We start from the raw sequence: 14,334 nt of genomic DNA, 5'->3' as shown, positions 1-14,334 counted from the left end.
ATTGGGTTGAATCGTCATCGCGCCTTGGCTCTTTGTTTGAGCATGATCTTTTCGGAAAACCGCTCGCACTTTTCCGGATCATGCTTTAGCGCGCCGTTCCGATCAGATCGTCTGCGCCTGCTTGCGAATCTCGTTGGCAAGCGGCCGCAGGGAATCGCCCCCGCGCGGCCCCACCAGGGAGTAGCCCGTACCGCCGTCGGCCCACGAGAAGCCCGCGACATCGCCACCCGAATGCGCCGCCATCGGCGCGTTCTGGTCTGACGTCATCGGGCGGGTGAGAACCACAAGCCGCTCGCCGCGATCGTCGTCGTACATGAACATGGCCGCAGGACCATGTGCGGTCGGCACTACCCGTCCGCCCATCAAGCGATATCCCGACTTGGTGAGATCCGGCAGCTTGACCGGTTGATGCAACCGGTTGGAGACCCATTGCACAAGCTCGGTGCTGTCGCGCAACTCGACCGGCCGCGTATGATCGGAGGCGTACACTCTGTAGGAATCGTTTGCCTCCTCGGCAAGCGCTGCGAGCCCGCCGGCCGGCGCAAGCGTTACGCCGCGGATCATCCATCCACCGAGGCCGCCGATCGAGAGCATCAGCATCGCTGCGATGGCCCAGCGCAACGACGAGGGGCGGCGGCGCGGGCTCTCGATCATTCTGGCGAGGTTGAGCCGCGGCGGCAGCGGCTCCTCGGCGATCGGCAGCAGCGCCGATCGCAAGAGGTTACGCTCATCGGAGTAGGCGGCGATGCGCTTGGCCACGTCCGGATGCTTGTCCAGATAGGCGCGGACCTCGGCCTCGCGTTCCGGCTCGAGCGCGCGATCGACATAGGCGTGCAGATCGTCTTCTGTAATGGGTCGGTTACTCATGTCTTGTTCCGCAATTGCACGACATTATGATCCCGGTCGCCGGGAGTCCCCTCCAGTTCGTGATGCAGCCGCTCGCGGGCGCGCGCGAGGCGTGACATCACCGTGCCAATGGGCACCCCAAGCACCTTCGCGGCATCGGCGTGGGACAAATCCTCAACGCCGACGAGCAGCAGCACCGCACGCTGGTCATGCGGAAGCCTGGTGAGCTTCGCCATGACGTCGCGATACATCACCTTGTGCTCCTGCGCCGCTTCCTGGCCGAACGAACCCTCGTTGGTTTCGTCGATCGCGACATGAACGCCGCGCACCGTTGCGCGGCGAAACTGGTTGATGGCGAGATTATGCAGGATCGCGAACAGCCACGGGCGCGGATTGTCCGACCGCCGCTGCTCCCAGTGGATGACGGCGCGTTCCAGGCAGTCCTGCACCAGGTCGTCGGCCGCGGCGTGATCGCGGACCAGGGCCCGCGCATAACGCCGCAAGGCGGGTATCAGCGGCTCGACCAGGTGCAGCATGTCGCTCATGGCGCTTGTACCTGCACGACCGCGCCGAGTTTCGCCGGCTCGCCGGCTGCGATGACGAGGTAGCGTCGCTCCGCCCTGGCCGCGCTCTGCACGATCTGCCGGATCGGACCGGCCGCGTTGACGATCGCGGAGCCGGCCGGATTGGTCATGAAGGCTGCCAGCGGCTCCACCATGCCGCCACCGTCAGCGTGTTCGGCCAATCCCAGCACGTAGCGCTGCTTCGGCTCGAGCCCGGTCACGGAAGCCTGCAGCACCTGGATCAGCCCTTGATCGAACAGCGATACGCTGGTCGGCGGCTTCTCGCCCTTGGCTTGCTTTTTCGGTGCGAGCGCGAGGTGAGCGGCCTGGCCGGCGACGCCGAGGGCTTGCAGGTTCTGGCGATCTTCCGGATTTGGCGCGGCGTTCGGCACATAGACGATCGCCTGCGGCGCCTGGCCGATCGGGATGTTGGCGATCACCTTGTTGGTCGCGGTGTCGATCGCGGCCAGCGCGTCGGCATTTTCGAGACCGACATAGACCCGCGTGCCGTCGCCGGACGGCCAGACGCCGTGCGGCAGATTGCCGACGGGAATGGTCGCGACTTGCGAGAAATCGTCGGTTCGGAACACCTTGACCTCGTTGGTGCCGCCGATGGTCACATAGGCGAAGGTCCCCTTTGAGGTCCTGGCGAAATTGACGTGGTTGGTGATCGGGCCGCTGTCGATGGTCTTGATCAGGTTGAACGGCGGCTTGGCGTTGAACACCTGCGTCCTGCCGACATCCTTCAGCGTGAACCAGACCTGGTCGCCATCGGGCGACGCCGCGATGTTCGGGCAGAACGGGCTTTCCTGCTTCACCTTGGCGACGATCTGATGGTCTGCGACCGAGACCACGTCGGTCTCCGGATTGAACGACGAACAGATGTAGCCGTACTTGCCGTCGGGCGAGAAGATCTGCATGCCGGGTCCCGCGGGCACCTCGATGCGCGTCGTTTCCTTGAAGCTCTGCGCGTCGATGACCGAGATGTAATTCTCGCCGCGCACGGTGACCCATACTTCCTTGCCGTCGGGCGTGAAGAACGCCTCGTGCGGTGACCGCCCGATATAGGTGACGTGCTTGACCGCGTTGGTTGCCGTGTCGATGAAGCTCACCGAGTTCGAACCGATCGAGACCACCGCGAGGGTGCGGTGGTCGGGCGAATAGCCCATGCCGTGGACCAGCACCTGGCCCTTGTAGAGCGGGCTGAAATTGCCCGGCTGCGGGTCGCCGAGCCGGATCACGCCGAGCAGCTTGTTGTCGGCCGGGTCGGTGACCGACACCGTGTTGGAGAACTGCTCGGCGGCGTAGACGCGATCGTGATGGCTGACCGGAATGTCGGGCGCGGACGCAGCGCCCGGCCCCTGTCCGGCGAAAGCAGGGCTCGACATCGCCAGCACGGTCGTGGCCAGCAGGCTCTTGAGGATTTGACGGTTCATCGTTTGAGGCTCCTAGTTCTTCATTCCGTGGGACATGTTCATATGATCGTGAGCGGCAGGCGCCGGGGTCTGCTGTGTTGGGGCGGGCGCGGACGCCGTAACCGGATCTCCGATCGCGAGCTTCATGGCGTCGATCTCCTGCTGCTGCTCGACGATGATTTCCTGCGCGATCCGGCGCAGCTGCTCGTTCTTGCCGTAGCGGAGCTCGATCACGGCCATGTCGATCGCGCCCTGATGATGCGGCTGCATCATCGCGACGAAGTCGCGGTCGATGTCGCCGCTCGGCTTGGCCGCCATGTCATTCATCATCTTGGTCATCGCGGTATCGTTTTCAGCAAGGAAGGCGCTCTCTTCGGCCGTCTGCCCGGTCTGGACCGGATGATGGTCGTCATGCGCGAAAGCAGCCGCCGCAGCTGCAAAAGCAAGCAGGGCGGCGCCGGCGAGCGGCGCGAGGCCGGACTTAAGGAATCGAGGAAGCATTTGCGTTCACCCTGGGAGTTGTCGGGGAGGCCCGAGCGGTTACGGGCTTGGGCCGGCTTGCATGGGTGGGACGCAGCAGCGTGAGTTCTATTCCTTCGTCAGGCAGATTCTTGTCGATCACGACTTGCTGATCGCCGGAATGATCCGTTTTGGCCGGGCCAGCCGATTTGCGATCCGCAAGCCACTGGCTATAAGAAGGAATTCCGGTTTCGATCGACCGGTTCCACGATCCTCCCTGCGCAAGTCCTCGCGCCAAGAAGGCCAAGATGTCCGCCAAGATCGATCCGATCACCCGCTCCGTCGTCCAGCACCGCCTGTCGTCGATCGTGAAGGAGATGGGCGAAGCCATGCTTCGCACCTCGTATTCGCAGATCCTCAATTCCAGCCGCGATTTCTCGCTGGCGATCTGCGACACCAACGGGCGGCTGATCGCGCAGGCCGACCACATTCCGGTTCATGTCGGCGCCTTGCCCTGGGCGACGCTGGCGGTCGAGGAGCGCTTCAAGGATGTCGCGCCCGGCGACGTCATCCTGCTCAACGATCCCTACCAGGGCGGCAGCCATCTGCCCGATCTCACTGCCTTCGTGCCGGTGTTCGACAGTGGCAAGCGGCTGCTCTGGACCATCGTGCGCGCGCATCAGAGCGATATCGGCGGCGCCACCCACGGCGCCTACAATCCAGCCGCCACCGAGATCTATCAGGAAGGCATCCGCATTCCGCCGATCAAGCTCTACGAGGCCGGCAAGCCGCGCGAGGATCTGCTCGACCTGCTGGCTTTGAACATCCGCAACCCCAGGGAATTCCGCGGCGACCTCGCGGCGATGCTGGGCGCTGCGCATCTCGGCGAGCGCCGTGTCGCAAAACTGTTCAGCGAGTTCGGCGCGGATACGGTCGAAGCCGCGATCGAGGCCATTCTCGATGCGACCGAGCAGCAGACCCGCGCCGTGGTGTCCGCCTGGAAGGACGGCGTGTTCTACGGCGAAGCTCTGCTCGACGATGACGGCCACGGCCGCACCGACATCAAGATCGCCGCCAAGGTGACCAAGAAGGGCAGCGACATCGAGGTCGATCTCACCGGCTCCGATCCGCAGTCGACCAGTTTCGTCAATTCGTCACACGCCAACATGCAGGCAGCGGTCGCGATGGCCTTTGCCTATCTGATCGACGCCGACATTCCGAAGAACACCGGCGCGCTGCGGCCGCTGAAGGTGGTGGCGAAGCAGGGCACGATTGTCTGGGCCGATCCCGGCCGTCCCGTCACCTTGTGCACCAGCCATCCCTCCAACGAGATCGTTGAAGCCATCATCAAGGCGATGTCGGCGTCCTGTCCAGATCGCGTCATGGGCGGGTGGGGGCGCCGCTTCCGCATCGCGATCCAGGGTGAGGACCCGCGCAACGGACGCAATTTCATCTGGCACATGTTCCAGGCTCGGCCCGGCGGCGGCGCCTCGCCGGGCGGCGACGGTTATTCGTCGATCGGCGAATGGCACTCGGTCGGCGGTCTCAAATTCGGCAGCATCGAGGTGGCCGAGGTGCGCTTTCCCCTGCATTTCCGCCAGCACGAATTCCGGCCGGACTCCGGCGGCGACGGCCAGCATCGCGGCGGCCTTGGCGTCGCGCTCGACATGGTGCTGGAGACGCAGAAGCCGGCCAAGGGCAACACCGCCGGCGACGGCGCGCGCCATGGTCCCTGCGGTATGCTCGGCGGCAAGGACGGCGAGCCGCATCATTACCGGCTGCTCTCGGAAGGCCGCGCGCCGCGCGTGTTGAAGACGAAGGAAGTCGGCATCGAGCTGCGCCCCGGCGACTGCCTCGAGATCCGGTCCTCCGGCGGCGGCGGCTGGGGTCCACCCGAGAAGCGCTCGGCGGAAGCGCGGGCGCGCGATCTTGCGCAAGGTTTGGTTTCGAAAGCGGTGTAGGGCAGCGATGTATACGATTGGTGTCGACGTCGGCGGCACTTACACCGACCTGGTTGCGACGGATCAAAGCGGGCGCACCGTGTTCGCGAAATCGCCGTCCACGCCGGCCGATCAGTCGATCGGCGTGATGGCGGGACTGGAAGAGCTGGCGCGCCGCCTCGGCGTGACGCGCGCGGCGATGCTCGCCGCGACCGATCGCCTGGTGCACGGCACGACGGTTGCGACCAATGCGCTGCTCGAGCGCAAGGGCGCCAAAGTTGCGCTGCTGGCCACCGAAGGTCATCGCGACGTCGTCGAGATGCGCGAGGGGTTGAAGCCGGACCGCTACGATCTGCGCACGCCGCCGCCCGAGCCGCTGGTGCCGCGCGAGCGCCGCTTTGGCGCGCGCGAGCGGCTGAAGGCCGACGGCAGCGCTGCGGTTGCGCTCGATGCCGCCGCGCTCGGCGACGTCATCGCGGAAGTGAAACGTTCGGGTGCGAATTCCGTCGCGGTCTGCTTTCTGCATGCCTATCTCAACCCGGCGCATGAGCTTGCTGCCGTCGAGCAGCTGGCGAAGGAGCTGCCCGACGTCAGCGTGTCGCGCTCGAGCGACGTACTGCCGCAGATCAAGGAATATGAGCGTGTGTCGACCACAATCGTGAACGCCTACGTCGCGCCGACGGTGCGACGCTATCTCACCAATCTGGAGCGTAGCCTGCATGAGGCGGGCTTCAAGGGCTCGTTGTTCGTCGTGCTGTCGCATGGCGGCATGGCGCCGGTGGAGGAAGCCTCGCGGCTCGCCGCGGGCACGGTGCTGTCGGGGCCGGCCGGGGGCATCTCCGGCAGCCGCCGCTGCGCCGAGATGCTCGGGATCCCCGATCTCGTGCCGTTCGACATGGGCGGCACCTCGACCGACATCTCGCTGATCGCAGATGGCCAGGCCTCGCTGTCGGCGGATGGCATGCTCGCCGGCCAGCGCATCGCGCTGCGCAGCCTCGACATCGCCAGCATCGCCGCCGGCGGCGGCTCGATCGCGAGCGTCGACGGCGGCCGCACGCTGCGGGTCGGGCCGGAGAGCGCGGGCTCGGTGCCGGGCCCGGCCTGCTACGGCAATGGCGGCACGGCTGCCACCGTCACCGATGCCAATGTCGTGCTCGGTTATCTCGACGCCGCCGCCTTCATGGGCGGCGCGCGGCCGCTCGACCGTGCGGCGTCGGAAGCCGCGGTGGACCGGATCGCCGCAGCGCTCGAGCTGTCGCGGATCGAGGCCGCCGCCGGCATCTACAAGATGATCAATCTGAAGATGGCCGACGGCATCCGCCTGATGACCTTGCGCCGCGGCGTCGATCCGCGCAAATTCGCGCTGCTCAGCTTCGGCGGCGCCGCCGGCATGCACGCCGCCGAGGTCGCGCGCGAGCTCGAGATCAAGCGCATCATCGTGCCGACGGTCGCCTCTGTGCTTTCGGCCTGGGGCATGCTGACCAGCGATCTGCGCTACGAGGTCAGCCGCACCCATTACGGCACCGGCCGGATTTCCGCCGACGAGGTTCGCGCCTTGTTCGCCGGGCTGGAAGAGCAGGCGGCGGGGCGGCTGCGCGACTGGTTCAAGGGCGATATCGGCATCGAGCGCTCGGCCGAGATGCGCTACGGCGAGCAGGTGTTCGAGATCGACGTGCCGCTCGGCGAGCTCGATCTCGGCGCCGCCGACCTGGTGGCGCAGATCGAGGAACGCTTCCATCGCCGCCACGAGGAGCTCTACACCTATGCCTCGCGCGGGCAGGAGGTGGTGTTCGTCAACGCCCGCGTTGCCGCCGTCGGCAAGGTGGCGCGCGGCAGCAGTGATGCCGGAAAGGCCAGCTCGGCTGCGCCCTGCGCGCCGCGCGGCAAGCGGCAGGCCTGGTTCGGTGCCTGGCGCGAGGTGCCGGTCTACGCGCTCGACGATCTCGGGCCGGGCCAAGCGCTGGCCGGTCCCGCGATCATTGAGGCCGAAACCACGACCGTCCTGGTCGACAGCGGCGATCGCGTCGCGGTCAACCCGCTGGGCTGGCTCGATATAATATTGCGCTGATCGTCAAGTCGGAACTGCACTCCCTCTCCCGCTTGCGGGCAGGGATATCGCATGTGCGCTCGATCCCTCCACAGACTCGTCATGCCCGGCCTTGTGCCGGGCATCCACGTCTTGGTTTCCGCGCGAAAAAGACGTGGATGGCCGGGACAAGCCCGGCCATGACGATGTGGAAATAGCGCCGCCAAGCTTTTCGCTGCCATATGCGATTGCCCTGCGCTTGCGGGGGAGGTGAAAGAAGGCCTGCCTCCGCCATCAACATTTCATTTTTCCGGCATTGGCTTGGGCGATAAACTCCGCTCGCTCGGGAGGAGCGCCGGCCTGGTGCCGGCGCGTTTGTGGCGATGTTGATGCAAACAGAAAGACAAACTGCGCTTTCGATATCCCTCGTCCTCGCAGCTGTCCTCGCGGCGGCGCCGTTGCGCGCGCAGCAGGCGCAGACGGCGGCGGCCGGCAACGAGATCCGCATCGGCAACGTCATGCCCTATACCGGGCCGCTCGCCGCGTTCGCGACCATCGGGCGGGCGGAGGCGGCCTATTTCGACATGGTCAACGAGCATGGCGGCATCAACGGCCGCAAGGTCAGGTTCGTCTCGGTCGATGACAGCTCCAATCCGAAGATCGCGATGGAGCAGACCCGCGATCTCGTCGAGAAGCAGGATGTGCTGTTGATGTTCGGCTCGTTCGGCACGCCGAGCAACCTCGCGGTCCGGAAGTACCTCAACGAGAACAAGGTCCCGCAGCTGTTCGTCGCTTCCGGCGACGAGGCGTGGGCGCATCCTGCGACCTTTCCCTGGACCATGGGCTGGCAGCCGACCTTCCGCGCCGAGGGGCGGATCTACGCCAATTACATCCAGGCCGCCTATCCCTCGCGCAAGATCGCGGTGCTCTGGCAGAACGACCAGTTCGGCCGCGACCTGTTCAAGGGATTGCAGGAGGGGCTCGGCGACACCGCCGGCATGATCGTCGCCGATCTCGCCTTCGATGCATCGGAGACCGCGATCCAGAACCAGATCGGAATTTTGAAGAACTCCGGCGCCGATATCCTGGTGTTCGACGGCGCGCCGGCGATCGCGGCACGCGCGATCCGCGTTGCGGCCGACCTCGACTGGCATCCGGTATTCATCCTCGACAATGCGTCGGCCTCGATCGCCAGCGCCTTGCGGCCGGCGGGCCTGCAGAACTCGCTCGGCGTGATCTCGACCTCGTTCCTCAAGGATGCCGGCGATGCCTCCTGGAAGGACGATCCGCAGATCAAGGCGTGGCTCGCCTTCATGGACAAGTATTATCCCGACGGCGATAAGGACGACATCTACGCCGTGTTCGGCTACGCCGCCGCCGATACGCTGATGCAGGTGCTGCGCCAGTGCGGCGACGATCTGTCGCGCGAGAACATCATGCGGCAGGCCGCGTCGCTGAAGGATTACCAGAGCCCGATCGCGCTGCCCGGGATCGTGATCAACACCGGACCGAAGGACTTCCGCCCGATCAAGCAGATGCGGCTGGTGCAGTTCGACGGCAATGCCTGGCAGCCGATCGGCGACGTGATCGACAGCGCGTTCACGGCGGTGCGCGAGGATAATTGAGGGCCGTTGAGTTGGGTCATGCGTCGTCCCGGCCTAGTGCGCAATTGCGCAGGGGGGGCCGGGACTCATTACCCCAACTGCGCATTGTTTTGCTCTGCTGGGGCGATAATCCCTTACACACCAGGCAGCGGTGGTTATGGGTCCCGGCCTTCGCCGGGACGACGATGGGGTGTGGGCCGGCGCAACAAACGCCTACTTCTTCAATCCATAATTCAGCAGCCCGCCCTTGTTCTTCGGCGGGTGCGCGCGCAGGCCTTCCTCGTTCGGCTCGGTGCCCCAGCCCGGGCGATCCGGGATCACCAGATGGCCGTCGACGAATTCAGGCACGTGGGTGAACAGCTCGTGGTCCCAGGCCAGGCGATCGATGTCCGTCTCCATGATGCGCAGGTTCGGCACCGCGGCGCAGAAATGCGCGTTCATCATGGTGCAGAGGTGGCCGTAGAAATTATGCGGCGCGACGTTGACCTCGAAATGCTCGGCGGCGGCGGCGACCTTCATCGACTGCCAGACCCCGTTCCACGGCGTGTCGATGATCGCGACGTCCATCGCCTGCTCGGTGAAATAGGGCAGGAACTCGCGCAGGCCGAGCAGCGTCTCGCAGGATGAGATCGGGTGCGGGCTCTGGCGGCGGATGTAGCCGAGCGCCTGCGGGTTGAAGGTGTCGATCTCGACCCAGAACATGTCCATCTTCTCGATCGCGCGCAGGATCTTGAGATAGCCCTCGGTCTTGGCGTTGAAGTTGAGGTCGAGCAGGAGATCGACATCCGGCCCCGCGCCGTCGCGGATCGCCTCCAGGTGCATGCAGAGATTGCGCAGCACGGTGCGGTCGATATTGATCTCGGGCTGGAACGGCGAACCGAAGCCGGGGCGCCAGCCTTGCGGCTTGCCGTCGGTATAGACGAAGATGTTGGTCTTCATCGCCCTGAATTTCTTCTCGCGCACTTCGGCCCCGATCGCCTTGACGCCGTCGAGATCGGTGATCGCCGGCTTGTACCAGTCGGGATGATTGATGCGCCAGGTCGCGCAATGCGACCAGTAGACCCGCACGCGGTCGCGGATCTTGCCGCCGAGCAGGTCGTAGCAGGGCACGCCGAGCGCCTTGGCCTTGACGTCGAGCAGCGCGTTCTCGATCGCCCCGAGCGCCAGCGCCACCACGCCGCCGGCGGCAGGGCGCGTCGCGGCGAACAGCTCGACATGGATCCGCTCGTGCTCGAACGCGTTCTTGCCGACCACCCGCGCCGACAGCCGCTCGATCGCCGCCGTCACGCCGGGCGCGCCGAAGCCCTCGTCATATTCGCTCCAGCCGACCAGCCCGTCCGTCGTCGTCACCTTGACGAAGTGATAATTCCGCCAGCCGGCATCGCAGGCGAGCGTCTCGACGCTTTTGATTGTGGTGGATTTGCTCATGGTTTCCTGCCCGGTTGTTTGTTGCTGTTGGCGGGATACCAACAACGGATCGGCGGACGCGTCAATTCGCGCCAGGGCAAGGCGACAATGCGTATTGGCAAGGCGGCACTCGCCTCTTCGTTCACCGTCACCCTGAGGAGCGCGCTCTTGCGCGCGTCTCGAAGGGTCGACGGGCCGGCTCTCTCCGTGTGGATCTCACGGGGCCGTGCATCCTTCGAGGCTCGCAAGAGCTCGCGCCTCAGGGTGACGGGACAAACATCTCGGTGTCAGGCCGGAACAGCGTCGGCCGCTGCCGTTCGAAGGTCTTGCGGCCGTGCTTGAAGCCCATCAGCACGTCGGGCAGCTCGGCGATGGCGTTGGTTCCGCTGTCGGTATCGAGCACGACGATGTCGGCGGGATTGCCGACCGTGATGCCGTAATCCTTCAGGTTCATCAGCCGCGCCGGCAGATCGGTGACGAGATCGAGGCAGGCGTCGAACTCGCCGATCCCGGCATGCGCCGCATTGGCGTAGAGATTGGCCATCCGCAGCAGCGAAGCATCGCCGAACGGCGTGAAGGGATTTTGCACATTGTTGGTCGCGACCGAGCACAGCACGCCATCGGCGACGAGCCGGTGCGCGGCGGTCAGCCCACGCGGCGCGTTGTGGGTGGCGTCGCGGCCCATCAGATAGAGATCGGTCGCCGGCAGCACGGTGACCGCGACACCGGCCTCGGCGAGCCGAGCGCCGGCTTTCTTCAACCGATCAGGCGGCAGCGCGGAGAGTTTGGTGGCGTGCCCGATCGCGACGCGCCCATGATAGTTGCGCCGCTCGGTCTGCCGGCAGACCTCCTCCATGTGCCACCAGGAGGGATCGAGGTCGAAATCGAGATGGAGGTCGACATCGACGTCGAACTCCTGCGCGAGGTCGAAGATGCGCGCGATATGCGCGTTCGGATCGCTGTCGACATAGGGGCAGCCGCCGACCGCCTCGGCACTGTCGTTGAGCGCCGCGACCAAGAGCTCGTCGGCGCCGGGATCGTTGGTCAGGCCCTCTTGCGGAAAGGCGCAGAGCGAGAGGTCGAGCGCCCAGGCATAGTCGCGTTTCAAGGCCTTGACCGCCTCGAAGCCGCGCAGCCCGATCCTCGGGTCGATCTCGACATGCGTCCGCATCCGCGTGGTGCCCGCCGTGATTGCGCGCTCGATCACTTTTGAGCCGCGCGCATGGACATCCTCGATCGTGAAGTCGCGCTTCATCGCCGATACCGCGCGGATCGCCTCGCCGAGGCTGGCGTGATCGTGGCCGCAGCGGCCGAGCAGGCAGGCCTTGTCGAGATGGATATGGGTGTCGACGAAGCCGGGCAACGCCAGCCGGCCGTTGAGGTCGACTTCGACCGCCTCGCACACGAGGCGCGGCGCGATCGCGGCGATCCTGCCGCCGGCGATGCCGATATCGACCGCGGCGGCAGAGCTGCGCGTCACGGCATTGCGGAAGACGAGGTCGAAGGCAGGTTTCGCGATCATCGGCGAGGGAAACATCAGGGTGGTCTGAGCCTAGCGGAACGGCCAGGATCCGGCAGCACCAGATTGTGTGCAGTTTTATGGTTCGATTGTCTAAAAAATATGCATACACTTTGATGACCAGATTGTAGAGTCCTGATTATCCCCGGAGACCCGCCATGTCCGCACCCGCCAAAGCCGATGCCCGCCCGATGTCCGATGCCGAGATCGTCGAGGCCTATTTGACGGCGTCGATGATCCCCGATCCGGATGCGGCTGCGGCCTATATGAAGCCGGGCACGGTGATCACCTTCACCGGCGGGCGCAAATTCGACCATCCGCGCGGGCCGACCGGCTTCAACGCGAAGCGCTATCGCTGGGTGAAGAAGAAGATGGACCGCTTCGATGTCTGCCCCGGCACGGACGAGACCGTCGTCTATAGCGTCGGCACGCTCTACGGCGAATGGACCGACGGCACGCCGTTCGAAGGCAACCGTTATGTCGATCGCTTCGTGGTGCGGGGCGGGCAGATCGTCAAGATGGACGTTTGGAACGACAGCGCCGAGTGGATTTTGATGCAGCGGGGGATCGAGGCGTAGGAAGCGGTGCCACTTCTCCCTCGCCCCGCTCTTGCGGGGAGAGGGTCGGGGTGAGGGGCTGCATCCGCGAGTATCGGCCGCGGATAGACCTGTACCCCCTCACCCGGATCGCATCTGCGATGCGATCCGACATCTCCCCGCAGGCGGGGCGAGGTAAGAGCATCAGCGCCGCGCCGCCTTCGGCAGCTTCACCACCTTTTCGCCGGTTGCCTCGTCGGCATAGGGGGCCAGAATATCCAGCAGATCGCGGCCGCGCTGCGGGCTCGGCGCGACCAGCGCACGGGTCGCCACGGAATCCAGATGGCTGTGCATCAGCCCCATCACCTTGTCGACGTCGCCTTTCGCCAGCGCGGCGATGATCGCGCGGTGCTCGTTGATCGCGCATTCCGACGAATGCGGCCGGCTGTACAGCGACAGCGTCAGGCAGCAGCGGTACGCGACCTCGCTGACATAGCGCACCAGGATCGGGCTGTTCGTCATGTGGGCGAGCAGGATGTGGAATTCGGTGGCGAGCCGGATCGACACCGCGTCGGTGCCGTCGCGGGCGCGATCCTCGGCGTCGACATGGGCATTCAGCTCGGCGATCTGCGCCTTGGTCAGCTTGCCCGCGAGCTGCCGCACCACCAGCCGCTCGAGCTCGATGCGAATATCGAAGGCATCGCGCGCCTCCTGCCAGCTCGGCGTCGCCACCACGGCGATGCGGTTGCGGCGCAGCTCGACCAGGCCTTCGGCCGCCAATTGACCGAGCGCATGCCGTGCGATGGTGCGGCTGACGCCGAAGCGCTCGCCGAGCGAATCCTCGGGCAGCTTGGCGCCGGGCTCCAGCGCCTGCTCGATGATCGCGCGCCGCAGCGCGCGGCAGATCACGCTGACCTTGTCTGACGATTCAGCCGTCTTGCTGCTGTCGGCGCGCCCCGCCATTGCCGCGAATCCTTCTCGAAGGTGCTTCGAACACCTCTTTATCATACCGCCAGAGCAATCGGGCGCTCGAATTGCATGCAGTTTGAGCCGCGGATTGCCCAAAAGGAATCCGGCCTTTGAGGCGCGGAACGCGCGATCTCCTTGATTTTCAACGCTACGGCCGCTGGCATCCGGCTTGCATGCACTTTGCTCGTGATGCGCATGCAACCAAACTCCGAATTTGCCGGCGAGCCGATGGCCGCCGGATCCGCGCCGACCGCGATCGAGCTGTCGGACGCCTCCGTGACCTTCGGCCGCGGCGCCCGCGCCGTGCCGGCACTGTCGACAACCACGCTGCGGATCGCCGACGGCGAGTTCGTCGCGCTGGTCGGCCCGTCCGGCTGCGGCAAGTCCACCATCCTGCGGCTGGTTTCCGGCCTGGCGCGGCCGACCACCGGCGTCGTCATCGTCGGCGGCCGCGAGGTCGCGGCGCGCGCGGTGCGGGTCGGCATGGCGTTCCAGAACCCGACCATGCTGCCGTGGATGACGATCGAAAAGAACATCATGCTGCCGCTGAAGATCGTCGAGCCGTTCCGCTCGCAGTTCCGCAAGCTGCGCAAGACCGAGTTCCGCGACAAGGCCAATGCGTTGCTCGAGCAGGTCGGGCTGAAGGGGTTCGGCGGCCGCTATCCGTGGCAGCTCTCCGGCGGCATGCTCCAGCGCGCCAATCTGTGCCGCGCGCTGATCCACGAGCCGCGCATGCTGCTGCTCGACGAGCCGTTCGGCGCGCTCGACCAGTTCACCCGCGAGGAGCTGTGGGGAATCCTTCAGCAGCTCTGGATGACCCACAGGCCGACCGTGCTGCTGGTCACCCATGATCTGCGCGAGGCCGGCTTCCTCGCCAGCCGTATCTGCGTGATGAGCGCGCGGCCCGGCCGCATCCTCGACGACTCCAGGGTCGACTTCGCCCGTCCGCGCACCGTGGCGATGACCTTTGAGCCCGACTTCGTCGCGCTCAACCAGAAGCTCCGCGCCTTCATCGTCGATGCGCGCAGCGCGGCGCGCGAGGGAGCCTGA

General features: G+C 65.8%; 12 protein-coding genes. 5 read left to right on the top strand and 7 right to left on the bottom strand.

All coding sequences use genetic code 11. From position 1 onward, the window contains the following. Window positions 1-102: 102 nt before the first annotated feature. From J2R76_RS15785 to J2R76_RS15770, 4 genes are read right to left on the bottom strand one after another with little or no spacing between them, the layout of a single operon-like run. Window positions 103-867, bottom strand: coding sequence for an anti-sigma factor (locus J2R76_RS15785; RefSeq protein ID WP_057015142.1), 765 nt, complete (start codon window positions 865-867; stop codon window positions 103-105). Continuing rightward, window positions 864-1,391, bottom strand: a complete 528-nt coding sequence (locus J2R76_RS15780) for an RNA polymerase sigma factor (protein ID WP_253624143.1) — start codon at window positions 1,389-1,391, stop codon at window positions 864-866. The genes J2R76_RS15785 and J2R76_RS15780 overlap by 4 nt, the downstream gene beginning before the upstream one ends. Beyond that, on the bottom strand, window positions 1,388-2,845 hold the full coding sequence (locus J2R76_RS15775) for a YncE family protein (RefSeq protein WP_057015144.1): 1,458 nt from the start codon (window positions 2,843-2,845) through the stop codon (window positions 1,388-1,390). The genes J2R76_RS15780 and J2R76_RS15775 overlap by 4 nt, the downstream gene beginning before the upstream one ends. Before the next feature lie 12 nt (window positions 2,846-2,857). Further along, entirely contained in the window at window positions 2,858-3,325 is a 468-nt protein-coding gene (locus J2R76_RS15770) for a DUF305 domain-containing protein (RefSeq protein ID WP_057015145.1), read from the bottom strand. A gap of 266 nt (window positions 3,326-3,591) precedes the next feature. On the opposite strand from J2R76_RS15770, the gene J2R76_RS15765 reads away from it, so the two are divergent. From J2R76_RS15765 to J2R76_RS15755, 3 genes are all read left to right on the top strand, one after another. Continuing rightward, window positions 3,592-5,244 (top strand): hydantoinase B/oxoprolinase family protein, encoded by a 1,653-nt coding sequence (locus J2R76_RS15765; protein ID WP_057015146.1) that lies wholly within the window; start codon window positions 3,592-3,594, stop codon window positions 5,242-5,244. Window positions 5,245-5,251: 7 nt separating this feature from the next. Continuing rightward, window positions 5,252-7,291 carry a hydantoinase/oxoprolinase family protein gene (locus tag J2R76_RS15760; RefSeq protein WP_057015147.1) on the top strand — a complete coding sequence of 680 codons (2,040 nt, stop codon included), beginning with the start codon at window positions 5,252-5,254 and terminating at the stop codon, window positions 7,289-7,291. A 347-nt stretch (window positions 7,292-7,638) separates the two neighbouring features. Next, on the top strand, window positions 7,639-8,874 hold the full coding sequence (locus J2R76_RS15755) for an ABC transporter substrate-binding protein (RefSeq protein WP_057015158.1): 1,236 nt from the start codon (window positions 7,639-7,641) through the stop codon (window positions 8,872-8,874). A 192-nt stretch (window positions 8,875-9,066) separates the two neighbouring features. Here J2R76_RS15755 and J2R76_RS15750 read toward each other — a convergent pair whose 3' ends face one another. Next, window positions 9,067-10,281 (bottom strand): mandelate racemase/muconate lactonizing enzyme family protein, encoded by a 1,215-nt coding sequence (locus J2R76_RS15750; RefSeq protein WP_253624142.1) that lies wholly within the window; start codon window positions 10,279-10,281, stop codon window positions 9,067-9,069. Between the two features lie 238 nt (window positions 10,282-10,519). Next, complete coding sequence (locus tag J2R76_RS15745; RefSeq protein ID WP_253626008.1) at window positions 10,520-11,782, bottom strand: amidohydrolase family protein; 1,263 nt, start codon at window positions 11,780-11,782, stop codon at window positions 10,520-10,522. Between the two features lie 155 nt (window positions 11,783-11,937). Here J2R76_RS15745 and J2R76_RS15740 point away from each other — a divergent pair, with 155 nt between their 5' ends. Further along, window positions 11,938-12,357, top strand: coding sequence for a nuclear transport factor 2 family protein (locus J2R76_RS15740; RefSeq protein ID WP_057015148.1), 420 nt, complete (start codon window positions 11,938-11,940; stop codon window positions 12,355-12,357). A gap of 162 nt (window positions 12,358-12,519) precedes the next feature. Here J2R76_RS15740 and J2R76_RS15735 read toward each other — a convergent pair whose 3' ends face one another. Next, window positions 12,520-13,278, bottom strand: coding sequence for a GntR family transcriptional regulator (locus J2R76_RS15735; RefSeq protein ID WP_225163303.1), 759 nt, complete (start codon window positions 13,276-13,278; stop codon window positions 12,520-12,522). Window positions 13,279-13,479: 201 nt separating this feature from the next. On the opposite strand from J2R76_RS15735, the gene J2R76_RS15730 reads away from it, so the two are divergent. Then, a complete protein-coding gene (locus J2R76_RS15730) occupies window positions 13,480-14,334 on the top strand; it encodes an ABC transporter ATP-binding protein (protein WP_057015161.1) in 855 nt (284 codons plus the stop codon).

This window comes from Bradyrhizobium sp. USDA 4532 (assembly GCF_024171315.1).
Classification (GTDB): domain Bacteria; phylum Pseudomonadota; class Alphaproteobacteria; order Rhizobiales; family Xanthobacteraceae; genus Bradyrhizobium; species Bradyrhizobium australafricanum.
The sequence above is the reverse complement of the archived record's forward strand: the minus strand, read 5'-3'. Positions and strand labels throughout refer to the sequence as shown.

What these genes read in the sequence shown, in the direction of transcription:
- J2R76_RS15785 (WP_057015142.1), bottom strand. Translation starts at nt 867, where the DNA reads ATGAGTAACCGACCCATTACAGAAGACGATCTGCACGCCTATGTCGAT.
- J2R76_RS15780 (WP_253624143.1), bottom strand. Translation starts at nt 1,391, where the DNA reads ATGAGCGACATGCTGCACCTGGTCGAGCCGCTGATACCCGCCTTGCGG.
- J2R76_RS15775 (WP_057015144.1), bottom strand. Translation starts at nt 2,845, where the DNA reads ATGAACCGTCAAATCCTCAAGAGCCTGCTGGCCACGACCGTGCTGGCG.
- J2R76_RS15770 (WP_057015145.1), bottom strand. Translation starts at nt 3,325, where the DNA reads ATGCTTCCTCGATTCCTTAAGTCCGGCCTCGCGCCGCTCGCCGGCGCC.
- J2R76_RS15765 (WP_057015146.1), top strand. Translation starts at nt 3,592, where the DNA reads ATGTCCGCCAAGATCGATCCGATCACCCGCTCCGTCGTCCAGCACCGC.
- J2R76_RS15760 (WP_057015147.1), top strand. Translation starts at nt 5,252, where the DNA reads ATGTATACGATTGGTGTCGACGTCGGCGGCACTTACACCGACCTGGTT.
- J2R76_RS15755 (WP_057015158.1), top strand. Translation starts at nt 7,639, where the DNA reads ATGCAAACAGAAAGACAAACTGCGCTTTCGATATCCCTCGTCCTCGCA.
- J2R76_RS15750 (WP_253624142.1), bottom strand. Translation starts at nt 10,281, where the DNA reads ATGAGCAAATCCACCACAATCAAAAGCGTCGAGACGCTCGCCTGCGAT.
- J2R76_RS15745 (WP_253626008.1), bottom strand. Translation starts at nt 11,782, where the DNA reads ATGATCGCGAAACCTGCCTTCGACCTCGTCTTCCGCAATGCCGTGACG.
- J2R76_RS15740 (WP_057015148.1), top strand. Translation starts at nt 11,938, where the DNA reads ATGTCCGCACCCGCCAAAGCCGATGCCCGCCCGATGTCCGATGCCGAG.
- J2R76_RS15735 (WP_225163303.1), bottom strand. Translation starts at nt 13,278, where the DNA reads ATGGCGGGGCGCGCCGACAGCAGCAAGACGGCTGAATCGTCAGACAAG.
- J2R76_RS15730 (WP_057015161.1), top strand. Translation starts at nt 13,480, where the DNA reads ATGCAACCAAACTCCGAATTTGCCGGCGAGCCGATGGCCGCCGGATCC.